Origin of the sequence: Jiangella sp. DSM 45060 (assembly GCF_900105175.1) — a bacterium.
Taxonomy (GTDB): Bacteria; Actinomycetota; Actinomycetes; order Jiangellales; family Jiangellaceae; genus Jiangella.
This window is the reverse complement of record NZ_LT629771.1, coordinates 44,279-67,994: the sequence shown is the minus strand read 5'-3', so window position 1 is coordinate 67,994 and position 23,716 is coordinate 44,279. Positions and strand designations below refer to the sequence as shown.

Annotated in this window: 29 protein-coding genes; 9 read left to right on the top strand and 20 right to left on the bottom strand. The window is 73.5% G+C overall.

Features of this window, described 5'->3' with window-relative positions; genetic code table 11:
* Positions 1–33: 33 nt before the first annotated feature.
* From BLU82_RS00360 to BLU82_RS00330, 6 genes are all read right to left on the bottom strand, one after another.
* Entirely contained in the window at positions 34–588 is a 555-nt protein-coding gene (locus BLU82_RS00360; protein ID WP_046768237.1) for an NADH-quinone oxidoreductase subunit B family protein, read from the bottom strand.
* A gap of 8 nt (positions 589–596) precedes the next feature.
* Complete coding sequence (locus BLU82_RS00355) at positions 597–956, bottom strand: NADH-quinone oxidoreductase subunit A (RefSeq protein ID WP_069114891.1); 360 nt, start codon at positions 954–956, stop codon at positions 597–599.
* 52 nt (positions 957–1,008) lie between these two features.
* On the bottom strand, positions 1,009–2,334 hold the full coding sequence (locus tag BLU82_RS00350) for a geranylgeranyl reductase family protein (RefSeq protein ID WP_092614168.1): 1,326 nt from the start codon (positions 2,332–2,334) through the stop codon (positions 1,009–1,011).
* A gap of 172 nt (positions 2,335–2,506) precedes the next feature.
* Complete coding sequence (locus tag BLU82_RS33875; RefSeq protein WP_172885495.1) at positions 2,507–3,388, bottom strand: DUF1707 domain-containing protein; 882 nt, start codon at positions 3,386–3,388, stop codon at positions 2,507–2,509.
* Positions 3,385–4,203 (bottom strand): DUF1707 domain-containing protein, encoded by an 819-nt coding sequence (locus tag BLU82_RS00335; protein ID WP_092614164.1) that lies wholly within the window; start codon positions 4,201–4,203, stop codon positions 3,385–3,387. Before BLU82_RS00335 ends, BLU82_RS33875 begins: the two co-directional genes overlap by 4 nt.
* Before the next feature lie 4 nt (positions 4,204–4,207).
* Positions 4,208–4,900: a demethylmenaquinone methyltransferase gene (locus BLU82_RS00330; protein ID WP_092625227.1), complete on the bottom strand. Its 693-nt coding sequence runs from the start codon at positions 4,898–4,900 to the stop codon at positions 4,208–4,210.
* Positions 4,901–4,939: 39 nt separating this feature from the next.
* Between BLU82_RS00330 and BLU82_RS00325 the strand changes: the two genes are divergently transcribed.
* Complete coding sequence (locus BLU82_RS00325) at positions 4,940–6,190, top strand: isochorismate synthase MenF (protein ID WP_092614162.1); 1,251 nt, start codon at positions 4,940–4,942, stop codon at positions 6,188–6,190.
* 118 nt (positions 6,191–6,308) lie between these two features.
* Here BLU82_RS00325 and menD read toward each other — a convergent pair whose 3' ends face one another.
* Both menD and BLU82_RS00315 read right to left on the bottom strand, forming a co-directional pair.
* On the bottom strand, positions 6,309–7,967 hold the full coding sequence (gene menD / locus BLU82_RS00320) for a 2-succinyl-5-enolpyruvyl-6-hydroxy-3-cyclohexene-1-carboxylic-acid synthase (protein ID WP_092625225.1): 1,659 nt from the start codon (positions 7,965–7,967) through the stop codon (positions 6,309–6,311).
* Positions 7,964–8,533: an ABATE domain-containing protein gene (locus BLU82_RS00315; protein ID WP_092614160.1), complete on the bottom strand. Its 570-nt coding sequence runs from the start codon at positions 8,531–8,533 to the stop codon at positions 7,964–7,966. The genes menD and BLU82_RS00315 overlap by 4 nt, the downstream gene beginning before the upstream one ends.
* A gap of 57 nt (positions 8,534–8,590) precedes the next feature.
* Here BLU82_RS00315 and BLU82_RS00310 point away from each other — a divergent pair, with 57 nt between their 5' ends.
* The gene (locus BLU82_RS00310; RefSeq protein ID WP_092614158.1) at positions 8,591–9,859 is read left to right on the top strand and encodes an MFS transporter; all 1,269 of its coding nucleotides are present in this window, start codon (positions 8,591–8,593) and stop codon (positions 9,857–9,859) included.
* A 5-nt stretch (positions 9,860–9,864) separates the two neighbouring features.
* Here BLU82_RS00310 and BLU82_RS00305 read toward each other — a convergent pair whose 3' ends face one another.
* On the bottom strand, positions 9,865–11,016 hold the full coding sequence (locus tag BLU82_RS00305; RefSeq protein ID WP_092614156.1) for a hypothetical protein: 1,152 nt from the start codon (positions 11,014–11,016) through the stop codon (positions 9,865–9,867).
* A gap of 95 nt (positions 11,017–11,111) precedes the next feature.
* On the bottom strand, positions 11,112–12,155 hold the full coding sequence (locus BLU82_RS00300; RefSeq protein WP_157740443.1) for a hypothetical protein: 1,044 nt from the start codon (positions 12,153–12,155) through the stop codon (positions 11,112–11,114).
* Positions 12,156–12,219: 64 nt separating this feature from the next.
* Here BLU82_RS00300 and BLU82_RS00295 point away from each other — a divergent pair, with 64 nt between their 5' ends.
* The gene (locus BLU82_RS00295; protein WP_370246264.1) at positions 12,220–13,140 is read left to right on the top strand and encodes a 1,4-dihydroxy-2-naphthoyl-CoA synthase; all 921 of its coding nucleotides are present in this window, start codon (positions 12,220–12,222) and stop codon (positions 13,138–13,140) included.
* 29 nt (positions 13,141–13,169) lie between these two features.
* Complete coding sequence (locus tag BLU82_RS00290) at positions 13,170–13,511, top strand: hypothetical protein (protein WP_092614152.1); 342 nt, start codon at positions 13,170–13,172, stop codon at positions 13,509–13,511.
* A gap of 24 nt (positions 13,512–13,535) precedes the next feature.
* Here the strand turns inward: BLU82_RS00290 and BLU82_RS00285 are convergent, their stop codons facing one another.
* Positions 13,536–14,060: a hypothetical protein gene (locus tag BLU82_RS00285; RefSeq protein ID WP_092614150.1), complete on the bottom strand. Its 525-nt coding sequence runs from the start codon at positions 14,058–14,060 to the stop codon at positions 13,536–13,538.
* 84 nt (positions 14,061–14,144) lie between these two features.
* On the opposite strand from BLU82_RS00285, the gene menE reads away from it, so the two are divergent.
* Together menE and BLU82_RS00275 are read left to right on the top strand one after the other, a co-directional pair.
* A complete protein-coding gene (gene menE / locus BLU82_RS00280; protein ID WP_092614148.1) occupies positions 14,145–15,329 on the top strand; it encodes an o-succinylbenzoate--CoA ligase in 1,185 nt (394 codons plus the stop codon).
* The gene (locus BLU82_RS00275; protein ID WP_092614145.1) at positions 15,329–16,204 is read left to right on the top strand and encodes a 1,4-dihydroxy-2-naphthoate polyprenyltransferase; all 876 of its coding nucleotides are present in this window, start codon (positions 15,329–15,331) and stop codon (positions 16,202–16,204) included. The genes menE and BLU82_RS00275 overlap by 1 nt, the downstream gene beginning before the upstream one ends.
* Before the next feature lie 100 nt (positions 16,205–16,304).
* Here the strand turns inward: BLU82_RS00275 and BLU82_RS33870 are convergent, their stop codons facing one another.
* From BLU82_RS33870 to BLU82_RS00255, 5 genes are all read right to left on the bottom strand, one after another.
* Positions 16,305–16,478 carry a hypothetical protein gene (locus BLU82_RS33870; protein WP_157740442.1) on the bottom strand — a complete coding sequence of 58 codons (174 nt, stop codon included), beginning with the start codon at positions 16,476–16,478 and terminating at the stop codon, positions 16,305–16,307.
* Positions 16,479–16,585: 107 nt separating this feature from the next.
* A complete protein-coding gene (locus BLU82_RS00270) occupies positions 16,586–16,816 on the bottom strand; it encodes a hypothetical protein (protein ID WP_092614143.1) in 231 nt (76 codons plus the stop codon).
* Between the two features lie 61 nt (positions 16,817–16,877).
* Positions 16,878–17,171, bottom strand: a complete 294-nt coding sequence (locus BLU82_RS00265) for a DUF4229 domain-containing protein (protein WP_092614141.1) — start codon at positions 17,169–17,171, stop codon at positions 16,878–16,880.
* 217 nt (positions 17,172–17,388) lie between these two features.
* Entirely contained in the window at positions 17,389–17,790 is a 402-nt protein-coding gene (locus tag BLU82_RS00260) for a cytidine deaminase (RefSeq protein WP_092614139.1), read from the bottom strand.
* Positions 17,787–18,194, bottom strand: a complete 408-nt coding sequence (locus BLU82_RS00255) for a DUF3806 domain-containing protein (RefSeq protein ID WP_092614137.1) — start codon at positions 18,192–18,194, stop codon at positions 17,787–17,789. Before BLU82_RS00255 ends, BLU82_RS00260 begins: the two co-directional genes overlap by 4 nt.
* Positions 18,195–18,282: 88 nt before the next feature.
* Here BLU82_RS00255 and BLU82_RS00250 point away from each other — a divergent pair, with 88 nt between their 5' ends.
* Positions 18,283–19,305 carry an LLM class F420-dependent oxidoreductase gene (locus tag BLU82_RS00250; RefSeq protein ID WP_092614135.1) on the top strand — a complete coding sequence of 341 codons (1,023 nt, stop codon included), beginning with the start codon at positions 18,283–18,285 and terminating at the stop codon, positions 19,303–19,305.
* On the opposite strand, the gene BLU82_RS00245 is transcribed toward BLU82_RS00250, so the two are convergent.
* On the bottom strand, positions 19,248–19,766 hold the full coding sequence (locus BLU82_RS00245; RefSeq protein ID WP_092614133.1) for an Lrp/AsnC family transcriptional regulator: 519 nt from the start codon (positions 19,764–19,766) through the stop codon (positions 19,248–19,250). The genes BLU82_RS00250 and BLU82_RS00245 overlap by 58 nt on opposite strands.
* Positions 19,767–19,861: 95 nt before the next feature.
* On the opposite strand from BLU82_RS00245, the gene BLU82_RS00240 reads away from it, so the two are divergent.
* Positions 19,862–20,248, top strand: coding sequence for a rhodanese-like domain-containing protein (locus BLU82_RS00240; RefSeq protein WP_092614131.1), 387 nt, complete (start codon positions 19,862–19,864; stop codon positions 20,246–20,248).
* Here BLU82_RS00240 and BLU82_RS00235 read toward each other — a convergent pair.
* The 3 genes from BLU82_RS00235 to BLU82_RS00225 all read right to left on the bottom strand — a co-directional run bounded on the left by BLU82_RS00235 (position 20,235) and on the right by BLU82_RS00225 (position 22,226).
* Entirely contained in the window at positions 20,235–21,194 is a 960-nt protein-coding gene (locus BLU82_RS00235; RefSeq protein WP_092625221.1) for a threonine/serine dehydratase, read from the bottom strand. The genes BLU82_RS00240 and BLU82_RS00235 overlap by 14 nt on opposite strands.
* Before the next feature lie 37 nt (positions 21,195–21,231).
* Complete coding sequence (locus BLU82_RS00230; protein ID WP_092614129.1) at positions 21,232–21,702, bottom strand: Dps family protein; 471 nt, start codon at positions 21,700–21,702, stop codon at positions 21,232–21,234.
* A gap of 65 nt (positions 21,703–21,767) precedes the next feature.
* Entirely contained in the window at positions 21,768–22,226 is a 459-nt protein-coding gene (locus BLU82_RS00225) for an Lrp/AsnC family transcriptional regulator (protein ID WP_069114910.1), read from the bottom strand.
* Positions 22,227–22,643: 417 nt separating this feature from the next.
* Between BLU82_RS00225 and BLU82_RS00220 the strand changes: the two genes are divergently transcribed.
* Positions 22,644–23,078, top strand: a complete 435-nt coding sequence (locus BLU82_RS00220) for a PLD nuclease N-terminal domain-containing protein (protein ID WP_197682650.1) — start codon at positions 22,644–22,646, stop codon at positions 23,076–23,078.
* Positions 23,079–23,716: the final 638 nt, after the last annotated feature.

Genomic DNA, 23,716 nt, shown 5'->3' with positions numbered 1-23,716 from the left:
TGTCGGCGGCGTCGGTCCGCTTCTCGTCGTCGCTCACCGGAGCAGGCCCTTCATCTCGTGCGTGGCCTCGGCCCGCAGCGCCAGCTGCTCGGCCTCGGCGTCGGCCGCGACCTTGTGCGCGCCCAGTTTGGTGTGCTGGATCTGGTCGTGCAGCTTGAGGATGGCGTCGATCAGCATCTCCGGCCGCGGCGGACAGCCCGGCAGGTAGACGTCGACGGGCACGACGTGGTCGACGCCCTGGACGATGGCGTAGTTGTTGAACATGCCGCCGGACGAGGCGCAGACGCCCATCGACAGCACCCACTTCGGGTTGGCCATCTGGTCGTAGATCTGCCGCAGCACCGGCGCCATCTTCTGGCTCACCCGGCCCGCGACGATCATCAGGTCGGCCTGCCGCGGCGAGGCACGGAACACCTCCATGCCGAAGCGCGCGGAGTCGTGGCGGGGGCCGCCGAACGCCATCATCTCGATGGCGCAGCAGGCCAGACCGAACGTCGCCGGCCAGACCGAGCCCTTGCGCAGGTACCCGAGCAGGTTCTCCATGGTGGCCAGCAGGACACCGGACGGCAGCTTCTCTTCAACACCCATGATTTGCCTCAGTCCCAGTCGAGCCCGCCGCGCCGCCACTCGTAGATGAACGGCACGGTGATCAGGAAGATGAACGTCACCATCGCGACGAAGCCGAAGAGCCCGAGGTGGTCGAACCGGACCGCCCACGGGTACAGGAAGATGATCTCGATGTCGAAGATGATGAACGTCATCGCGGTCAGGTAGTACTTGACCGGGAACCGGCCGCCGCCTACCGGTTGCGGGGTCGGCTCGATGCCGCACTCGTAGGATTCCAGGCGCGCCCGGTTGAACCGCTTCGGGCCGGCCACCACGGAGAAGGCCACCGAGCCCACCGCGAAGACAGCGGCGAGCAGGATGAGGCCGAGAATCGGTGCGTAGGCGTTCACGCCGGGCCACTCCTCTGCACTGAGTTCAGCAAGACGTCCTGCATGGTGCTCCTCACGCCGCCGGGGCGAGTCGGGTCATCGCATTGATGACGCGGTCGTACACGTCACCGTCGCGGTGGTCGGTCAGGTTGGCGAGCAGCTTCAGCGTGAACTTCATCAGCCAGGGTCGCGGCAGGCCGTGGTTCCGGGCGATTCTCATGATCCGTGGGTCACCGATCAATCGGACGAAGATGCGGCCGAGCGTGAAGTAGCCACCGTGTTCGTGCTTCAGCGCCGCAGGATAGCCCTGCAGCACCCGCTCCCGCCCGGCGGCATCCCGGGAGAGCGCGTCGGCGACGACGGTGGCCGCGAGACCGGCCGCCTCCATCGCGTAGTCGATGCCTTCGCCGTTGAAGGGATTGACCATGCCGCCGGCGTCACCGACCAGGAGCAGCCCACGACTGTAGTGGGGCTGGCGGTTGAAGCCCATCGGCAACGCCGCGCTGCGGATGTCACCGACCTGGTTCTCCTCGGTGAAGCCCCATTCCGGCGGCGTCTGCGCGGCCCAGCGGCGCAGCATGTCCTTGTAGTCGACCCGCCCGAACGCCTTCGAGGTGTTCGTGATGCCGAGGCCGACGTTGCTGGTGCCGTTGCCGGTGCCGAAGATCCAGCCGTACCCGGGCAGCAGGTCGCGCCCGCCGGCCGGGTTGTCGGCCCACAGCTCCAGCCACGACTCCATCCAGTCGTCGTCGTGGCGCGGCGTCTTGTAGTACGTGCGGACGGCGACGGCCATCGGGCGGTCGTCGCGTTTGTGGATGCCCATGGCGGTGGACAGCCGCGACGACGTGCCGTCGGCGGCGACCACCAGCGGCGCGCGGTACGTGACGGCGGCGCCGGCGGCCCGGCCGCGCTCGTCCAGCGGCTTCGCGGTGACGCCCACGATGCGCCCGGTGCGCTCGTCCAGCACCGGCGCGATGACATTGGTGCGCTCGTGCAGACGTGCTCCGGCCGCCGCGGCGTGCTTGGCGAGCAGCTCGTCGAAGTCGGTGCGGGTGCGGACCAGGCCGTAGTCGGGGTAGCTGGCCAGCTCGGGCCACGGCAGGTGCAGCCGCATGCCGCCGCCGATGATGCGCAGGCCGCGGTTGCGGATCCAGCCCGGCGCGCTGGTGTCGACGCCCATGCGGACCAGCTGCCGGACGGCGCGCGGCGTCAGGCCGTCGCCGCAGACCTTGTCGCGCGGGAACGACGCCTTCTCGAGGAGCAGGACGTCCAGCCCGGACCGGGCCAGGTGGTAGGCCGTGGTCGACCCGGCCGGCCCGGCGCCGACGACGATGACGTCGGCCTCGCCGGCGGTGCGGGTCGGGGCGCTCGGTCGCGTGCGACCAGTGCGCTGGCTCATCGACGGGTCCTCTTGCGTGTCACTGTCCGGTTGCTGGCGGCACGCTCGTGAATGCGTTCACGAGCGCACACTCGGTCCCAAGTGTAGGGGTTCCCTGTTGTGTCACTCACCCCGGGTCACCCGCCCTGACCTGCGGATTTAAGCAGCAACAACGTTGCGTAATTCGAGGTGGTCAGTAGACGCGGATGACCTGCTGGCCGGTGGCATCCCACCGGACGTATGTGGAGCCGATGTCACCCTCCGGATAGACGCTGATGGTCACCTCCCCGTCCTGGTAGTGCCCGATGCTGATGTGGCTGACGGTGACAGTGTCGACGCCCAGCGCGGCGGGCATTCCGGCGATCGCCGCCACCACCGCCTCCGGCGTGACGTCCGTCCAGGCGAAGAACACCTCGCCGTCCGGTTCGTGGTCGCCCAGCTCCCGGTAGGGCTCGCGCGGCAGCACCAACCCCCCGGTGTAGTCGACGCGGTCGAGGGCGCGCTGCGCCGAGTTGGACCGCACCTCCAGCGTGGCCCGGTCGGAGAACAGGCTGATGTCGCTCGGCTCCATGTCGGCGGCGGCCGCCCACAGCTGCTGCAGCCCTTCCAACTCCAGCATGGGCAGCTTCACCGAGGCGATGGGCGGCAGGTCCTCGTCGGCGACGGGTGGCGGGTCGGCGACCTCGTCCGGCGGCGGCTCCTCCGCGACCGCCGGCGGGGCGGCCGGCGCCGGGTCCGGGGCGCTCGGGGCGTCGTCGCGGACGGCGCTCAGCAGCACGGCGCCGAGGATCAGCACCACCGCCATCGCGCCGATCAGCGCCGCCGCGGCGGCTCCGGCGACCTTCCTCGTCCGCACCGGGGCGGGCCTGTTCGGCGGCGCGGCCGGAGCGGGCGCCGGCATGTCCTCGACCAGCGCGTCGAGGTCGGCGATCGACGTCGCCTCGTAGACCAGTGCCGTCCTGCTCTCCATGTCGGCGGCGTCGATGCGGCCCTCGGCGAACGCCTGCGAGATGGCGGCGGCGTACCGCTCGCGGTCGGCGTCGGCCGGCCGCCACCGGCGGTCCGGTCGGCTCACGGGTCCGTCCCGTCGTCGAGCAGGTGCTGGCCGGACGCGTCCCAGGTCAGCACCGCGCTGCCGCCGTACGCGTCGGACTCGAGGTGCACGTTGATCGTCACGGTGTCGCCGTAGAACACGTCGCGCCTGATGACGACCAGCTCGACCGCGCGGTCCGGCCGCTGGGCGATCTCGGCGGCCTGGGCGGCGCACGCGGCGACGACGGCCGGGTTGACGTCCTCGAGGGCGAAGAAGACGTCGTCCGGGTTCTCCTCGTTGACCTCCCCGCCCGGCGTGGGCTCGCTCAGCGCTCCGTCGTACTCGAGGTCGTCGTAGGTGGGGGCGCCCGGCGCCGTGCGCACCTCGAGGTCGGCCCAGTCGCTGTGCAGGTAGATGCTCTGGACCCCGGAGACCTGCTGCGCGGCCAGCGCCTCCCACAGGGAGGTCAGCTCGGCCGCGGAGAACATGTCCACCGGCGGGGCCTCGGCCTGCTCGACCGGCGGCGGCTCGGCCTCGACCGCCGCCGGCGGATCGGCGGCCGGCTCGTCGTCGCCGCCGGAGCTCGCCGCCACGATGCCGAGACCCACGGCCGCCAGCAGCGCGAAACCCGCCACGGCGACCGTCACCAGCGACCGGCCACCCGCCGTCCGGTCCGGGCCGGGCAGGTCGCCGACGACGGCATCGAGCTCGCCCATCGTCTGCGCGTAGCGGACGGTGAAGGAGCGCCGGGACAGCTCGGCGTCGTCGATGCGGCCGTCGGCACGGGCGGCGTCGAGCACCGCGGTGTAGCGCCGGCGGTCGTCGTCCTCCGGCCGCCTGTTCTGCCCCCGAGCCATCCCGTCAGGGCTTCACGGCGTGGTGCAGCGCGACGATGCCGCCGCTGAGGTTGCGCCAGCGGACGTCGGCCCAGCCCGCCTCACGCAGCCACGCGGCCAGCCCGGGCTGGTCGGGCCAGGCGCGGATGGACTCGGCCAGGTACACGTACGCGTCGGGGCTGCTGGACACCCGGCGGGCCACCGGCGGCAGCGCGCGCATCAGGTACTCGACGTACACCTTGCGGAACGGCGTGAACGTCGGGTGGCTGAACTCGCACACCACGACCCGGCCGCCGGGACGGGTGACGCGCAGCAGCTCGCGCAGCCCGGCGATGGGATCGTGCACGTTGCGCAGGCCGAAGGAGATGGTGACCGCGTCGAAGACACCGTCGGCGAACGGCAGCCGAGTGGCGTCGCCGGCCACGAACGGGAGGTCGGCGAAGTGCTGCCGGCCGGTCCGGAGCATGCCGAGGGAGAAGTCACACGGCACGACGAACGCGCCGCGGGCCCGGAACGGCTCGCTGGAGGTGCCGGTGCCGGCGGCGAGATCGAGCACCCGCTCCCCCGGCCCGACGCCGAGCGCCGCCACGACGGCCCGCCGCCACGCGCGGTCCTGGCCGAGGGAGAGCACGTCGTTGGTGCGGTCGTACTTCTCGGCGACGTCGTCGAACATCGCCGCCACCTCGTGCGGCTGCTTGTCCAGGGAGGCGCGGGTCACGTCCGTCACTGTAGCCGGGGCCGGCCGGCCGTACTCTTGATGGTCGTGACGACGCTGCCCGCTTCCGCGCCGATGGTCGTGCGCACCACCGAGGTCCCGGACCCGGGCCCGCTGCTGGAGCTGCTGCCCGAGGACTCGCCGATGGCCTGGGTCCGGCAGGGCGAGGGCGTCGTCGGCTGGGGCCAGGCGGCCCGGTTCGACACCATCGGCGCCAACCGGTTCGTCGCGGCCGACCGCTGGTGGCGGCGCATGGTCGGCACCGCCGTCGTCCGCGACGAGGTGCGGCTGCCCGGCACCGGCCCGGTCGCGTTCGGCTCGTTCGCCTTCGACGACGTCCCCGGCTCGTCCTCGCTGGTCCTCCCGGACACCGTCGTCGGGCACCGGTCCGGGCGCTGGTGGGTCACGACCATCGACGTCACCGGCAACCTGCCCGGCGGCGCGGCGCTGCCGGCGGTCCCGCCCGCGCGGCGGCCGGTCGACGTCACGTACGCCGACGGCTCGCGGTCGGGCACCGAGTGGGAGGGCATCGTCGCCGAGGCCGTGCGCCGCATCGTCGCCGGTGACCTCGAGAAGGTCGTGCTCGCCCGTGACCTCGTCGCCGAGAGCCCGGCGCCCATCGACATCCGCTGGCCGTTGCAACGGCTCTCGGACGGCTACCCGCACTGCTGGACCTTCAGCGTCGACGGCATGATCGGCGCCACGCCCGAGCTGCTCGTGCGACGCGAGCGCGGCCTCGTCACGTCCCGCGTCCTCGCCGGCACCATTCGCCGCACCGGCGACGACGAGCACGACCTCGCGCTGGCGGCGTCGCTGGCGCGCTCCAGCAAGGACCTCGAGGAGCACGAGTACGCCGTGCGCTCCGTCGCCGACGCGCTGGCGCCGTTCTGCTCCAGCATGAACGTGCCCGAATCGCCGTTCGTGCTGCACCTGCCCAACGTCATGCACCTGGCGACGGACCTCGCCGGCGTCTCCGACTCCGACGCCTCGTCGCTCGCCCTGGCCGCCGCGCTGCACCCGTCGGCGGCGGTCGGCGGCACCCCCACGGCGGTCGCGCTGGAGCTCATCCGCGAGATCGAAGGGCTGGACCGCGCCCGCTACGCCGGCCCCGTCGGCTGGATGGACGCCCGCGGCGATGGCGAGTGGGGCATCGCGCTGCGCTCCGCCGAGGTCTCCGGCGCCCGGCTGCGCCTCTTCGCCGGCTGCGGCATCGTCGCCGGCTCCGACCCGGCCGCGGAGCTGGCCGAGAGCGTCGCCAAGCTCGTCCCGATGCGCGACGCCCTCTCCTCCTGACCCCCCCGGGAGGCCTCCCCCGGGGAAGTGCGTTTCGCGGGGGTGACTTGAGCGCCAACTGTTGGCGCTCAAGTCACCCTGCCGAGCCGAACACCCCGTCCTGGCCGGCCGGACGGCGTCAGGCGAGGGCGGCGTCGACGGCGGCGCGGATGCGGCTGTGCAGGTCGCGAAGGGCGGCGCGGGCGACCGGCACCTCCAGCACGCTGCGTCCCGCCACCGGCTCGGCCAGCGCCGAGCGCAGCGCCGCCGCGTCCGTCACCCGGCGGTGCGCCACCCCGTAGCCCGCGCACAGCGCCGCGAGGTCCGCGCCGTGCGGGGTGCCGAAGACCCGCTCGAAGCGGTCGGCGTGCGCCGGGTCGCCGTGTTCGAGCAGCGCGAAGATGCCGCCGCCGTCGTCGTTGACGACGACGATCTGCAGGTCGGGGTGGTCCTCCAACGGGCCGACGAGCAGACCGCCGGCGTCGTGCAGGAAGGTGAGGTCGCCGACGAGGGCGCGGGCGGGCGCGCCCGTCCCCAGCGCGACCCCGGTCGCGGTCGAGAGGGTGCCGTCGATGCCGGCCAGGCCGCGGTTGGCCAGCACCGGGCCGGCGTCGTCGGCGAGCAGGGGCGCCGCGGCGAGGTCGAGGTCGCGGATCGGGTTGGACGAGCCGGCCACCAGCGCCTCGCCCGGCCGGCGCGCCGCCCACACCGACGCGGCCACCGCCGGCCCGGTGAGCGGCCCGGCCGCGAGCACGGTGTCGACGGCGTCCTGGGCGGCCTTCGCGGCGCGCTGCCAGGACGCCAGCCAGTCGCCGTCGCCGGCACCCGGCGCGGCGGCGACGGCCGGCAGCACCCGGGCCGCCCGCCGTCCGGCGTCGAACCAGTCGGGTGCGGACCCGGCGACGACGACCACCTCGGCGCGCTCGCCCGCCAGCAGCGCGCTGACCGGCCGTGACAGCGTCGCGTGCCCGAACACGACCACGCGCTCGACCGGGCCGCCGAGCTCGGGCCGGTCGAGCAGCAGGCGGTAGGGCCCGACGGCGTTGGGGCCGGACCGCGCGCCCGACGACGGCTCGGCCAGCAGCGGCGCACCGGCCGCCTCGGCGTACGCCCTCGCGGCGGACCCGGCGCCGTCGCCCGCCACGACGACCGTGCGCGGGCCGTCGTCCAGCAGCGTCGGTTCGGCGGGTCCGGGGCCGGGCGCGACGTCGACCGCGCCGTCGGACGACACCGGCCACTCGGCGTCGTCGTCGGGCACCAGCGGCTCGCGGTAGGCGAGGTCGAGGTGGACGGGGCCGGGGTCGCCCGCGCGGGTCCCCGCGGCCGCCGCGAAGGCGCGGGCCAGCAGTGCCCGCAGGTCGCCGTCCTCGCCCGGCCGTCCGTACGGCGCGGGCACGTCGGCGAAGAACCGGACGGCCGACCCGAACAGCCGCACCTGGTCGGTGGTCTGGTTCGCGCCGGTCCCCCGCAGCTCGTGCGGCCGGTCCGCGGTCAGCAGCAGCAGCGGCACCCCGGCGTGCGAGGCCTCCAGCACGGCCGGGTGCAGGTTCGCCGCCGCCGTCCCCGACGTCGTCACGACGGCGACCGGCCCGGCCACGCGAGCCAGCCCGAGCGCCGTGAACGCCGCGACCCGCTCGTCGACCCGGACGTGCAGCCGCAGGTCGCCGCGCGCGGACGCCGTCGCCAGCGCGTGCGCCAGCGGCGCCGACCGCGAGCCGGGCGCCAGCACGACGTGCCGCACGCCGGCCCGGACCAGCTCGGTGACCAGCGTGCGGGCCGCCCACGTCGAGGGGTTCACGGTGTCGATTCTGCCCTGCGGCCGCGCCACGCCCGCTGCTTGGCCCGGTTGCCGCAGACCTGCATCGAGCACCACTTGCCCGACCGCGCCCGCGACTCGTCGTAGAACGCCCACTGGCAGGTGTCGTTGACGCACACCTTGAGCCGCGCCCACGTGCCGTCCGCCATCGCGTCGCCGACCAGCGCGAGCAGCCCGCCGAGCGCGCCGTCGACCCCGCCGGCGGCCGGGCGCGGACGCCAGCCGTCGCGGGCGGTGAGGGTCGCGGTCAGCCGGGCGCGTCCGGCGGCGTCGTTGAGCACGGCGAGCGCGGCGGCCGGGATGGGGTCGCCGCCGTGGTTGGCGGCGAGGGTCTGCCGCAGCGCCTCGCGGACGGCGACCGCGCGGGCGAGCTCGTCGCGGCCAGGCGCGGTGCCGGTGTCGCCGGACAGCAGGTCCGCGGCGCCCAGCCACGCGACGAGAGCGCCCGGCGACGTCAGCGCGTCGGACCCCGCCTCGACGTCGAGTGTGTTGACGAAGCGCCGGACGGTCTCGAGCCGGCCGGGCGCCGGCGTGCTGGCTCCGGACATGACACCGAGCCTAACCCTCTTGCGGTCGTCATTGGTTACTGCCTAACCTCTGAACCCATGACAGCGGTTACGGAGAGCCGGCGCGCCTGGGACAGCCGCGACTTCCGCCGGCTCTGGACCGGCTCGGCGGTGTCGACGTTCGGGTCCGAGGTCGCCGAGCTGGCCGTGCCGCTGCTGGCGATCGGCGTGCTGGCCGCCACGCCGGGCGAGCTGGGCGCGTTACGGACCGCCCAGTTCCTGCCGTTCCTGCTGGCCACGCTGCCGCTGGGACTGCTGGTCGACCGGCGGCGCCGGCTGCCGCTCATGGTCGGCGCCGACGTCGGCCGGTTCGCGCTGATCCTCGTCATTCCACTGGCCGTGTGGGCCGGGGTCGCCGGGATCGAGCTGCTATACGGAGTGATGTTCCTGGCCGGCGTCCTGACGGTGCTGTACCAGGTCGCGGACTTCGCGTTCGTGCCCGAGGTCGTGACGCCGCACCAGCTGGTCGACGCGAACGGGAAGCTGGCCGCGGCGCAGTCGGCGAACGAGATCGGCGCCCGCGGCTTCGGCGGGCTGCTCGTCCAGGCGGCCTCCGCGCCGGTCGCGATGCTGGTCAACGCCGTCGCCTACCTGGTGTCGGCGCTCAGCCTGCGCGGCATCGCCGTCGTCGAGACGGCCCGCCCGGCGGCGTCCGCGCGGCCGACGTGGGCCGAGGTGACCGCCGGGCTGCGCGAGGCGCTGCGCAACCGGTTCGTCCGGGCGCTGCTCGGCGAGGCCACCACGTTCAACCTGTTCAACGAGGTGTTCATCCTCGGGCTGATGCTGTTCACGGTGCGCGAGGCCGGACTCAGCCCGGTGCAGCTCGGCATCGTGTTCACCGCCGGCGGCGTCGGCTCCTTCCTCGGCGCGTGGTTCGGCGCGCGCGTGACGGGGCGCTTCGGCTACGGCCGGGTACTGCTGATCACGCTGGTCCTCGGCAACACCGCGCCCGTGCTGGTCGCGCTGGCCGGCACGGACGCCGTCGCGACGATGAGCCTGTTCTGCGCGGTGTTCGTGGTGATGGGGGTCGGCATCGGGATCGCCAACGTGCACGCGGTGACGCTGCGGCAGGCGGCGCTCCCGGAGCGGCTGCGCGGCCGGGTCAACGCGGCGTACCGGCTGATCTCGTGGGGCGCGATCCCGGTCGGCGCGTCGCTGGGCGGGCTGCTGGCCGGGCTCACCGACGGGCGGACGGCGATGGTCACCGGCGCCTGCGGCATGGTGCTCGCGACGCTGTGGGTGGCGTTCTCACCGGTGCGCCGGCTGGCCTCGATCGACGAGGCCGCCCGGCTCTCGCGCGCGAGCTGACGGCGTCAGGTCTGCGGCTGGCCGGCCGGCGGCGTCTCGCCTTCGGGCAGCTTGCGCAGCCAGGTGAAGCCGGTGTTGCTGCCCTGGCAGGTCTGCAAGATGATGTCGCAGTCGTCGCCGCAGGTCCAGTTCGACGCCGAGCCGAGTGCCGAGCCGCGGCCCTGCGCGATGACGCGGTCGACCACCTCGTACAGCCCGGTGAACTCACCCTCCATCTGGACCACCGTGCCCTCGGGGATGGAGTTCCACCAGGAGTTGCCGAGGTAGTCGTGGGCGACGACGAACGTGCCCGACTCGACCGGTGTGTAGTGGCAGCCGACGCCGTTGCCGAGGTTGTCGATGTCGACGTCGTCGTCGCAGGTCTCGACCGGGATGGTGCGGACGTCGTCGCCGACGGCGAGCGCCTCTTCGCTGACGACGGCGCCGAACCGGCTGCCGCCGGGGTAGCTGAACCGGAACCGGGTGGTGTGCTCGGCGGTGGCCTCGGCGACCGCGGTGCCCTCGGCCGTCGTGGTGACGGCGGACACCGGCGCCCAGTCGGCGCCGTCGGCCTGCTGCTCGAGCCCGATCTCGCCGAGGATCGGGACGCCGCCCTCGGTCGTCCACGCCGCGGTGACGCCCACGCCGTCGTCGGACTTCTCGGCGGTGGCGGTGATGCGCGACACCAGCGGCGAGCCGGCCGTGATGACGACCTCGTGCGACTCGACCGCCTCGACCTCGGGGCCGCCGCCGTACGCGAGCCGGTAGATGCCCGACGACTGCACCTGCACCTCGACCTCGCCGGCGCCGTTCTCGACCGGCACGGTGGTGATGGTGGTCCAGGAGTTGCCCTCGATGCGCTGGAGGTCGACCTCGCCGCTGATGGCCTCGCCGGACGGCGTGATCCAGCTGGCGCCGAACGCGACCGACGCGCCGGGCCGGGCCTCGGCGGGGGCGGTCAGGACCAGTGGGAGATCGTCGGCCGCGGCGGGCGCCTCGGCGGCGATGGCGCCCGCCACCTGCTCGGGCGCCGGCGACGCGGCGGCCTGGACGATGCTCGCCTCGGGCCCGCTCCCGCCGGCCACCGAATCGTCGTCGTCGGTGGCTCCGAGAATGGCGAACACCGCCGCTACGACCAGGGCCAGGACGCCGGTGACGGCGAGCACGCGGTACTTCATGCCTCTATTTTCCATGATCACGGGCGCATGTCGGCCCCGACCCGTTCCTCCCACACCCCTGAGACGACCGAATCGGGCCGTTCGTTCCCTCGTTCTCAGGGGATCGTCACCGCGTCGCTCACCATCGCGACGAAGGTCCGGGCGTCGTCCACCCGCTCGGTGACGTTGCCGGCGTAGACCACGAGAACGTGGTCGTCCAGGGCGACGACGCGGTGGACCCACTGCCAGCCCCGGTCGAGGATCACCGCCTCGACGCCGGCGTGCCCCGCGATGTCGCTCGGCTCCGAGCTCTCGACCGTCCCGCCGAGCTCCTCGGCCCGCAGGGCCAGCGCGTCCTCGGGGCTGAACCCGCCGGGTCCGGCGTCGATCACGATGATCCCCGACGCGGTGTTCCAGTCGTTGTACACGCGGGCCGACGTGGCCGAGTCGCCGGCGTCGGGGAGGTACCACGACCGCGGCTCGACCGCGGACCGGAACGGCGCGACGATGCCGCTGGGCTCGTCGGTGAGGTAGACCCAGTCGACGGCTGAGCGGACGTCCAGCGAGACGGTGAGCCGGGCGAACTCGGACTCCAGCCGCTCGCGGTCCTGCTCGGGCCCGCTGACGAAGCCGGTCCAGACGTCGCCGGCCTCGTTCACCACGACGATGCGGAACAGCATGACCTCGTCGTCGCCGTGGACGATCTCGCCGTCGGCGGCCAGCGCCTGGGTGACGTCGGCCGGCTCGATCGACACCACGCTGCCGTCGACGCTGCTGGCCAGCAGGGCGGCCAGCTTGGCGAAGTCGTCACCGCCGGCGTAGGCGTCGATCAGCTCGTAGCCGATGACGCCGCCGGCGTGCTCGAACACGTGGCCGCGCGACATGGTCGTGCCGTCCTGGATGGGGACGGCGTTCTCGAACGGTGTCGCGCCGTCGGGCAGGGCGGTGCTCGTGTAGCTCTGCTCGTCGTCGAACGTCACCCAGTCGAACAGCACGCCGGTGCCCGGGCTGCGGACGACCGGCGGCGGGACGACGCTGTCGGTGGACCCCGCGATGTCGATGGTGGGCGTCGGCGTGCCCGCGACCGCCTCGGGCTCGGCGTCGCCGCCGCAGGCCGTCGCCGTCAGCACCACCAGCAGGGCTGCAGGAACCCACCGCATTCGTCCCCCCGAACACTCAGTTGCGGCACCCTATCGGAGCGCCCCGACAGATGCACCGGCTAGCGTGACCGGCGTGACGACCGCACCGTTCGACCCGTCCCGCTGGCGCACCGTCGAGGGATTCGAATTCACCGACATCACCTACCACCGCCAGGTCGAGGACGGCCGCGGCCGCGGCACCGTCCGCGTCGCGTTCGACCGGCCCGAGGTGCGCAACGCGTTCCGCCCGCACACCGTCGACGAGCTCTACCGCGCGCTCGACCACGCCCGCATGACCCCCGACGTCGGGTGCGTGCTGCTGACCGGCAACGGGCCCTCGCCGAAGGACGGCGGCTGGGCCTTCTGCTCCGGCGGCGACCAGCGCATCCGCGGCCGGTCCGGCTACCAGTACGCCAGCGGCGAGACCGCCGAGACCGTCGACGCCGCACGGGCGGGGCGGCTGCACATCCTCGAGGTGCAGCGGCTGATCCGGTTCATGCCGAAGGTCGTCATCGCGGTCGTGCCCGGCTGGGCGGCCGGCGGCGGCCACAGCCTGCACGTCGTCAGCGACCTCACGCTGGCCAGCGCCGAGCACGCCCGGTTCAAGCAGACCGACGCCGACGTCGGCTCCTTCGACGGCGGCTACGGGTCGGCCTACCTCGCCCGGCAGGTCGGCCAGAAGTTCGCCCGCGAGATCTTCTTCCTCGGCGACGAGTACTCGGCGGCCGACGCCCACCGCATGGGCATGGTCAACGCGGTCGTGCCGCACGCCTCGCTCGAGGACGTGGCCCTGGAGTGGGCGGCGAAGATCAACGCCAAGAGCCCGACGGCGCAGCGCATGCTCAAGTTCGCCTTCAACGCGGTGGACGACGGCATGGTCGGCCAGCAGGTCTTCGCCGGCGAGGCGACGCGGCTCGCCTACATGACCGACGAGGCCGTCGAGGGCCGCGACGCGTTCCTGCAGAAGCGGCCGCCGGACTGGTCGCCCTTCCCCTGGTACTTCTGAGTCGATCCGCCGGACGCGAGAATGTTCCCGTGCAGACCGTGACGCTGTGGCGCCCGACTGGGCCCGAGGAGCTCGAGCTCGTGCGAGCCTCGGGCTGGCGCGAATGGCCGCCGAGGCTGCCCGACCAGCCGATCTTCTACCCCGTCCTCAACGAGGACTACGCCACCCGGATCGCCCGCGACTGGAACGTCAAGGCGAGCGGCGCTGGGTACGTGACCCGGTTCGAGGTCGAGAAGACCTTCCTCGACCGGTACGACGTCCAGCAGGCCGGCGGGCAGACGATTCTCGAGTACTGGATCCCGGCCGAGGATCTCGAGGAGTTCAACCAGCACATCGTCGGCCTGATCGAGGTCGTCGCCGAGTACCGCTGACGGCGGGCTGTGCGCCGGGCAGGGTCAGCGCCGGCCGCCGAGCTGGCGGTGCCAGAACTCCGCGTTCGCACTCCGCGACCGGAGCACCTCGTCGGGCCGTGCCGGGTCGGGCCACAGGTCGACGAGGTAGAAGTCGACCGGGCCCTCGGCGAGTTCGCCGGCCGCTCCGGCGTCGCGGCCCCGGGCACTCACGCGCACCCGGTACTCGCCCGGAGCCAGATCGAGCGGCCCGCTCGCCTCACCCGCCCAGGTGGACCATCGGGGCGACGAACCCGGCGGCACGGCGACGGACACCTCGACGACGTCGTCCCACTCGTCGGCAGCGGCCGGCGGGGCGCTCGCGTGCGCCACGATCCGCACGGGCGAGCCACCCGACCGGCGGGCGAGGTGCAGGTACAGACCGCCGGGCGAAGCGGCGCCCGCGAGTCCGTTCGCCTGACCGGCGAAGACCCGGTCGAAGTCTCCGTCGAACCCGATGTCGGCAGACCAGAGGAGATCGAACTGCCCGTAGTCGGTGCGGACGGTCGCGTCGAGGAGGACTCTCGCCATCCGCCGAGTGTTCCACGCGACCCGGACCGGCACTCGTCAGGCCGCCGCCGGTCGGCGGCGTCGGGGATCTAGGGTGGTGGGGCGATGCAGAAGCCCAACCGCTCCCTCATCACCGTCGAGGTGCCGCTGCGGCCCGCCGTGGTGCCGCGGCTGCTGCCCGCCGTCGCGGGGGCGCTGGCCGGGGGCGATGCGCTACTGCCGCTGCCGTCGTCGCCGGCGGCGGTACGCGACGAGCTGATCGCGGAGTTCGCGCCGCACCGCGCGCTGGAGCCGGACGTCGCGTTCATCGTGCCGACGTCGGGGTCGACGGGGCGGCCGAAGGGTGCGCTGCTGAGCGCCACCGCCGTCCGGGCGTCGGCCGAGGCGACGCTGGAGCGGCTCGGCGGGCCCGGCCGTTGGCTGCTCGCGCTGCCGGCCACCCACATCGCCGGGCTCATGGTGCTGGCCCGGTCGGTCGTCGCGGGGACGGAGCCGGTGGCGGCCGACCTCAGCGGCGGCTTCGACCCCGAGCTGTTCGCCGCCGCCAGCGTCCAGGTCTTCGCCGGCAGCGGACGCCGGTACACCGCGCTGGTGCCGCGCCAGCTCAGCCAGCTGCTCGACGCCGGCGGGGCGCCGCTGGCCGCGCTGACGGGCTACCACGGCGTGCTGGTCGGCGGCGCCGCGGCCGACGACGCGCTGCTCGACCGCGCCCGCAAGGCCGGCGTCGAGGTCGTCACCACCTACGGCATGACGGAGACCTGCGGCGGCTGCGTCTACGACGGCGTCCCGCTCGACGGCATACGGGTCGAGCTCGCTGACGGCGGACGCATCCGGCTGGCCGGCCCGATGCTGGCCCACGGCTACCGCCTGCGTCCCGACCTCGCCCACGACTTCGCCGACGGCGCCTTCACCACGTCCGACCTCGGCCGGCTCGGCGACGACGGCACGCTGACGGTGATCGGCCGGGCCGACGACGTCGCGGTGTCCGGGGGCGAGAACGTCCCGCTCGACGCCGTCGACCTCGCCGTCGCGTCGCACCCGGACGTCGCCGAGGCGCTCAGCATCGCCGTCCCCGACACCGAGTGGGGCGAGCGGGTCGTCGTCGCCGTCGTGCCCGCCGACGCCGAGCGGCCCCCGTCCCTCGACGACATCCGCGCCCACGTCCGCGAGCGACACCCCGTCGCCTACGCACCCAAGGAGCTGCACGTGCTCGATGCGCTGCCCACCCTGCCGGGCGGGAAGACCGATCGCCGCGGGCTCGCGGCCCGGCTGGGACTGGCGGACGCCTGATGGCGACGCTCGGGCAGTGGGTCGAGGGCGCCCGCCCGCGGACCCTGCCGGCCGCCGTCGCCCCAGTATTGGTGGGCACGGGCGCCGCGGCGACCGCCGACGCGGCACACCTGGGCAAGGCGCTGCTGGCGCTGGTGGTCGCGCTGGCGCTGCAGATCGGCGTCAACTACGCGAACGACTACTCCGACGGCATCCGCGGCACCGACGAGCACCGGGTGGGGCCGTTCCGGCTGGTCGGGTCCGGCGCGGCGCGGCCGGCGGCGGTGAAGGCGGCGGCGCTGTGGAGCTTCGTGGCGGCCGGGGTGACCGGTGCCGTGCTGGTGGCGTGGTCGGGGCACTGGTGGCTGTTCGCCGTCGGCGCGCTCGCCATCGCGGCGGCCTGGTACTACACCGGCGGCCGGAACCCGTACGGCTACCGCGGGCTCGGCGAGATCTCGGTGTTCGTGTTCTTCGGGCTGGTGGCCGTCGCCGGGACGACGTACGTGCAGGCCGACCGGCTGACGTGGACGTCGCTGGTGTCGGCGGTGGCGATCGGCTGCCTGGCGTGCGCGCTGCTGCTGGTCAACAACATCCGCGACATCGGCACCGACACGGTGAGCGGCAAGCGGACGCTGGCGGTGACGCTCGGCGAGCAGCGCAGCCGCATGCTCTACGTGCTGCTGATGACGGCGCCGTTCCTCATCGTGGCGGCGCTGGCCGTCACCGGACGGCCGTGGGGCGCCCTCACGCTGCTGTGCGTCCCACTGGCCGTGGTGACCGCCCGGCCGGTGATCCGGCGGGCGACGGGCCGGGACCTCATCCCGGTGCTCAAGCGGACCGGGATGACCGAGCTGGCCTTCGCGGTCCTGCTGACCGTCGGCCTGGCGGTGGGCTGAGGGGTTCGCCCACGCGCCGGGCCGGGTCGGGGTCGGGCGGGACCGCTGGTTGCGGCCGTCCGCGGGTCGGGTAACGGTGTGGATGCTCCCGCGCGCACCCTCAGGCGTGCCGGCGGGCGCGGCGCGGGCCGGTGTAGCCGCGGTCCTCAGTGGGGACGCGCGCCAGGATGGCCTGACGCAGATCCTGCAGCAGCGACTGGCTCTCGCCGCGGTGCCGGCCCCGCTTGGCCTGCTTGGCGTCTTCGGCAGCGCGCTCGTATTCGTCGGTCATCATGGGAACCTCCTGTGTGAGGACGGCACCTCGCGGTGCCGTCTGACCCACAAGACAGGGGGACGACCGGATCATGACGCGCCCTGTCAAGATTTTTTCTCGCTGTGCGGTCAGCTCTCGTCCCGGAGCTTGGGGACGTCGGCGGCGTCGTCGAGTTCGTGCAGGTCACGGCCCTTGGCGTCGGACGTGAGACCCTGCTTGCCGGTGGCGTTCTGCTGGTGCACGACGCCCTCATAGGCGTCCATCTCGTCGAGCGCGGCGTCGCCGAGGCGTTCCTTGTCGATGTCGCGCGGGTCCTCACCTGGAGTGGCACCGGGTTTCGTGCGGCGATCGTCGGTCATGAGGCGCACGTACCCAGCCGGACGCGTTCGCACGCGCCGGGCTGCCCTCGCCGGTGACGGGCTAGGCGTCGCGCGGCGGGCGGCCTTCGGCGTCGACGTCCGCGTCGGTGCGAGCGCGCTGCTCGTCGTCCCACGCGTCCTCGGCGGCGGTGCGCTCGCGGATGGTGCGCAGGCGCCGGTCCCAGGCGATGGACACCTGGTCGCGACTGCCGCGCAGCACGAAGAAGCTGACCAGCCCGGAGAGGACGAGCCCGAGGGCCACGAGCACCAGCCCGCGCAAGCCGACGAGCCAGAGCAGCGCCGCGATGATGACGAAGACCAGCGCGCGCAACAGGGTGTAACGGAGAACGGCCATGACGTGACGGATTCTACGCCGCCCGGCGATCGGCAGGGCCGCCGCCCGCGGGTCGGGGGAAGCCCGGGCGACGGCCCCTGCCGATCACCCCGGGGAGGGTGGTGGCCTGGAGGGGCGGCTCGGCCGCTGCCCGTGGCCGGCCGCCGGTGTGGTGTTCGGAAGGACCATGGGTAGACACTATCGAACAGGTGTTCGAGCGTCAACCGCCAGCGCGACGTCAGTCCAGCGGCGCGGGCCACTCGTGCGCCGGCAGCAGGTCGCGCAGCGGCGCCGCGCGGTCCCGTCCCAGCACCACGCGCGTGTCGAGGTTGTCCGGGTGCAGCTGACGGACGAACTCGCGGCACCGCCCGCACGGCGGCAGCACGTACAGCGCGCCGTCGTCGTCGCGCCACACCGCGACGATGGCGGCGATGCGCTCCTCGCCGCCGGTCACCATGGCGGCGATGGCGCTGTGCTCGGCGCAGAACCCGGTGCCGGACGGGGTGTCGATGCAGACGCCGTGGTACGCGTGGCCCCGGTCGGTCACCAGCGTCGACGCGACGTCGCCGATCAGCCGGTCGCCGACGTGGCGGGGGTTGAGGTACCCGGCGGCCGACGCGATCAGCTCGTCGTCGTTCACGCCCGCTCCTTGATCCGCACGACCTGCTCGATCAGCGTGGCCGCGAGCTCGGGCAGTACCCCGGTCTCGCCGGCCACCCAGCGCTTGGCCACGAGGTTCGCCGGATACAGCAGGACGTCGCCGGGCTGCCCGTGCAGCGCCAGCTCGGTGCCGTGCTCGTCGGCCGCGATGACCCAGGCCAGCCCGGTCTGCCGGCGCACGTGCTCGCCGAACCCGATGCCCAGCCGGTTGATCAGGTCGTTCGGGTCGGGCCGCTCGTCCGGCGACACCGACGTCCAGCCACGCAACGCCGCGTCGTAGGCCGCGCCCAGCGCGACGATGTCGCCGTCGGACCGGCCGAGCGCGGCCAGGGTCTCAGCGACCCACGCCCGCTCCGCGTCGTTCAGGTCGGTGATCTCCACCATCGTGGCAGCCTACCCATGACGAAAGCGGAGGCTCGTCTCCGAACGTTCACCGCCTTGTCCTACGGTGAGCCCCATGACTTCTTCCCCCATGAAGTTCGGGCTCTTCGTCCCCCAGGGCTGGCGGCTGGACCTCGTCGACATCGCTCCCAAGAGTCACTGGGAGACGATGCTGCGCGTCGCTCAGCACGCCGACGCGGGGCCGTGGGAGTCGATCTGGGTCTACGACCACTTCCACACCACCCCGGTGCCGACCGAGGAGGCCACCCACGAGGCGTGGACGCTGATGGCGGCGTTCGGCGCGGCGACGCAGCGCGTGCGGCTGGGCCAGATGTGCACGTGCATGGCCTACCGCAACCCGGCCTACCTGGCGAAGGTCGCCGCGACGGCGGACGTCGTGTCGGGCGGGCGGGTCGAGATGGGCATCGGCGCGGGCTGGTACGAGCACGAGTGGCGCGCCTTCGGGTTCGGCTTCCCGCGCGCCGGCGTCCGGCTGGCCATGCTCGACGAGGGCGTCGACATCATGCGGCAGGCGTGGACGAACGGGGTCGCGACGCTGGCCGGCGAGCACTACCAGGTCGACGGCGCGATCTGCCGGCCGCTGCCGCTGCAGGAGGACGGCATCCCGCTGTGGATCGCCGGCGGCGGCGAGAAGGTGACGCTGCGCATCGCGGCCAAGCACGCCCGCGGCGCGACGTACACCGGCTCGCGCAGCTACACGGCGTACACCAACTTCAGCGGCACGCCCGAGGTGTTCCAGCACAAGTCCGAGGTGCTGGCGGGGCACTGCCGCGACCTCGGCACCGACTACGACTCCATCACCCGCTCGATGAACTTCAACGTCGTCATCGGCGCCGACCAGGCCGAGGTCGACGCCAAGCTGGCCCGCGTCGAGGAGATCTACGGCCGGTTCATGACGCCCGACGTCGTGGCGCAGAAGATGCGGCCGTACCGCGAGAACCCGACCGCCGGCACGCCCGAGCAGGTCGCCGACGCGATCAGGCAGTACCAGGACAAGGGCATGAGCTACGCCATCGGCTACTTCCCGGAGGCGGCCTACGACCTCAGCGGCGTCGAGCTGTTCGAGCGCGAGGTCATTCCGGCACTCGGCTGAGCGTCCGGCCGGCTGATCACCCTCGACACCAGCGGCGACGAGTACACGACGGAGGTCGTGACGCTGCCGAGGGTGGCCAGCCGGCCGGCCAGCTCCTCGAGGTGGCGCATGGACCGCGCGGCCACCTTCAGCACGAAGCAGTCGTCGCCGGTGACGTGGTGGCACTCCAGCAGTTCCTGGGTGCGGTCCAGCTCTGCGTGCAGGGCGCGGTAGTTGCCGGACGGGTAGCGCAGCCGCACGTAGGCGATGACGGTGTAGCCGATGCGCTCGAGGTCGAGCTCGGCCCGGAAGCCGGCGATGACGCCGAGGTCGGTGAGCCGGCGGATGCGGTCGGCGGTCGCGCTGGGCCCGAGGTTGACGCGACGGGCCAGCTCGGCGACCGCGACGCGGCCGTCGCGCTGGAGGTGCTCGAGCAGCTGCCAGTCGACGCGGTCGAGGGCGGCGGCGGAATCGTCGGCCATGCCGCGACGATACCGGGCTTTCCCCGCCCGATCGCCGCCGGCGACCCCCGATCGCCCCTGCCGCAACTCGCCACGGCCGCCGTAGCGTCGATGCCATGACGACGATGATCCCGCCCGCGCCGCCGGCCGACGCCGCCGCGCACTTCGCCGCCCTGCTCGCGTTCGAGACCGACTGCTGGGACGTGCACCACGCGCTGACGACCGGCACCGCCGACTTCGTGCTGCTCGACGTCCGCGGCCCGGAGCTCTACGCCGCGGGCCACGTGCCCGGCGCCGTCAACCTGCCGCACGGGCGCATCGTCGAGCGCAACCTCGCCCACTGGCCGGCCGACGCCGAGTTCGTCGTCTACTGCGCCGGGCCGCACTGCAACGGCGCCGACAAGGCCGCGCTCCGGCTGGCCCGGCTCGGCCGCCCGGTGCGCAAGATGATCGGCGGCGTCACCGGCTGGCTGGACGAGGGGTTCACGCTCAAGGCGACGTGAGCACGCGGGCCAGCAGCGCGGGATCGGCGTTGCCGCCGGACACCACCGCCACCGCGCGCCCGAACCGGGCCGGCTCGGCCAGGAACGCCGCGGTTGTCAGCGCTCCCGTCGGCTCGGACACGATCCGCCCGCGCACGGCCAGCAGCCGCATCGCGGCCAGGATCGCGTCCTCCGGGACGGTCACGATCTCGTCGACGTGGCGGCGGATGTGCTCCCACGTCAGCTCGCCGATGACCGGCAGCCGGACGCCGTCGGCGATGGTGCGGTAGGTGTCGGCCGGGTCCCAGGCGACGCGTTCGCCGCGAGCCAGGCTGTCGCGGGCGTCGGCGGCCAGCTCGGGCTCGACGCCAACGACGCGGGTGCCGGGCGCCAGCGCCTTCACCGCGACGCCGATGCCCGAGATCAGGCCGCCGCCGCCCACCGGGACGAGGACGGTGCCGGCGTCGGGGCGGTCCTCGGCGATCTCCAGGCCGACCGTGCCGCCGCCCGCGATGACCCTGGCGTCGTCGAACGGCGAGACGAACGTCAGGCCGCGCTCGGCGATCAGCTCGCGGACCCGGCTGTCGCGCTCGGGCGGCGGCACCATGACGACCTCGGCGCCGAGCGCCCGCGTCGCGGCGACCTTCACCGGCGCGGCGGCGTCGGGCATGACGACGGTGGCGGCGATGCCCTGCTCGCGGGCCGCCCACGCCAGCGCCTGCGCGTGGTTGCCGCTGGAGTGCGTGACGACGCCGCGCCCGCGCGCGTCGCCGTCGAGCAGCGCGACGGCGTTGAACGCGCCACGCAGCTTGAACGCGCCGGTGGCCTGCAGGCCCTCCGGCTTCAGCCACAGGTCGCCACCGGACCACGCGGCCGGGACCAGCGGCGTGCGGACGGCGACGCCGTCCAGCCGCCGGGCCGCCGCGCGGATGTCGTCGAGACCGACCAGGCCGGGTGCGTCATCCATGCGCAGCATCATCGCCTACGCACCCGGCGCGCGGTCGTCAGGCCCGCTCGGCCTGCCACATCCAGTACTGCTTCTCCAGCTCCTCGACGACGTCGAGCAGGATGTTGTTGCTGACGGGATCGGCGTCCTCGATGTCGTGGGCGCGCTGGCGCATGCGGGCGATGACGCCGTCGTACAGCCCGACGAACGTCGTCACCACGTCGTCGTCGCGCACCCAGCCGGCCTCGAGCCGGGTCAGCTGGGAGTCGCGGGCGACGGTCTCGGCGCGGCCGTCGGCCGGGCTGCCGACCGTCACCGACCGCTCGGCCACGATGTCGGCGTGCTTCCGCGCGGTGTCGACGACCTCGTCGAGCTGGAAGTGGATGGTGCGGAAACGCGGCCCGGTGACGTTCCAGTGCGCCTGCTTGCCGGCAAGCGAGAGGTCGATCAGGTCGACGAGGGCGTCACGCAGGGCCTCCGTCACGACCTTGTGGGCGTCGTCGGCGAGTGGGCTGTTGATCGGCGTCATGGTGGACCTCCTCGGTTCGGCTCTCCTGGTGTCCGTAACCGATCCGCGGAGTTTCACCGGGTGCGTCAGCTGCCGACCAGCTCCGGCTCGACCTGGCGGTCCTCGAACCGCGTCGAGATGACCAGCGTGGTGCGGGTGCGCGCGACCCCCTCGATGCGGACCAGACGGCCCAGCAGCCGCTCCAGCCCCTCGACGTCGGCGACCCGGACCTTGAGCATGTACGCCTCGTCGCCGGCGATGAACCAGCAGTCCTCGACCTCCGCGACGTCCTCCAGCCGGGCGCCGACCTCCTCGTGACCGGCGGAGTCGGACAGCACCAGCCCGATCAGCGCCGTGAGCCCCAGCCCCAGCGCCGACGGCTCGACGGTGGCGCGGTAGCCGGTGATGACCCCGCGGTCCTCGAGCCGGCGCACCCGCTCCTGGACGCTCGGCCCGGACAGCCCCACCAGCCGGCCCAGCTCCGCGTACGACGCCCGGCCGTTGGCCCGCAACGCCGCGACAAGACTCGTATCGACGGTGTCCATGGCGCTCCATCCTCGCAGCGCCCCGGAGCACGCCGCCAACGTGGTGGGGATCACCCGGTTCGAGATGGTCCCGTGACCCCCCTGTGACTTAGAATCATAGGCAGAAGGTGGCTTGCTGCCTTTGATTTGTTCAAAATTCATCACAGGGAGTGACGTTGTACGGCTTGGAGTACGCCCAGACCCGCATCGACGACCTGCGTCGGGAGGCGGAGAAGGCGCGCCAGGCAGCCGCCCTCCGCGCCGGCCACCGCACGCGCCGCCGGCTCTTCTCCTGACCCGCGTTCCGGACCGGATTCCGCTTGCCCGGACAAGCGGAATCCGGTCCGGGGTGCGTCGCGCCCGGCGCAGCACCTAGGCTGGTGGAAAGGAACACAGCTCGACCGGGGAGGTCGCACGGTGGGTCGGGTACTACCAATCGTGGTCGCCATAGCGCTGCTCGTCTATGCGCTGATCGACTGCCTGCAGACCGACTCCACCCGGTTCCGGTCGCTGAACCGGGTCGCCTGGGTGGCCATCATCGTGCTCATCCCGCTGATCGGACCCATTCTCTGGCTGGTCCTCGGTAAGGAGCGGGCCCGCCCGCAGCGCCCCACCGGGCCGCCCCCGCGTCCCCTCGCCCCCGACGACGACCCCGAGTTCCTGCGGCACCTGCGCGACATCGACACCAAGCACGAGCAGATGCTCAACCAGTGGGAGGCCGACCTCCGCCGGCGCGAGGACGAGATCCAGCGCAAGAAGGACGCCGAGGCGGCGCGGGCCGCCGAAGAGGCCGAGGCCCGCCGCCAGGCCGAGGCCCGCAAGCGCGAGGACGAAGCCCGCCAGCACACCGACGACGAGGACGACTCCCGCTAGTCATCGGGGGTCGTCGGGCGCGCCGCCCGCGAGGCGACCCGAGCCGGACCCCCGCCAGCCCCATCGGCGGCCGGGCCCCGGATGCCCGCCGCACGTGGTGACACAGACGCCAACAGGTGACACCACCGTCACCCCCGCGGCAACAACACCGCCGGGGGCCACCGGCGCGGCAAGGCCGACCCCCGCCGCGAGGCGGCCCGAGCCGGACCCCCGCCAGCCCCATCGGAACGCCGGGCCCCGGATGCCCGCCGCACGCGGTGACACAGACGCCAACAGGTGACACCACCGTCACCCCCGCGGCAACAACACAGCCGGGGGGGGCAGCGGCGCGGCAAGGCCAACCCCCGCCCGCGGAGCGGCCCGAGCCGGACCCCCGCCCGCCCCATCGGAACGCCGGGCCCCGGATGCCCGCCGCACGCGGTGACACAGACGCCAACAGGTGACACCACCCTCACCCCCGCGGCAACAACACCGCCGGGGGGCAGCGGCGCGGCAAGGCCAACCCCCGCCCGCGAAGCGGCCCGAGCCGGACCCCCGCCAGCCCCATCGGAACGCCGGGCCCCGGGTACCCGCCGCACGTGGTGACACAGACGCCAACAGGTGACACCACCCTCACCCCCGCGGCAACAACACCGCCG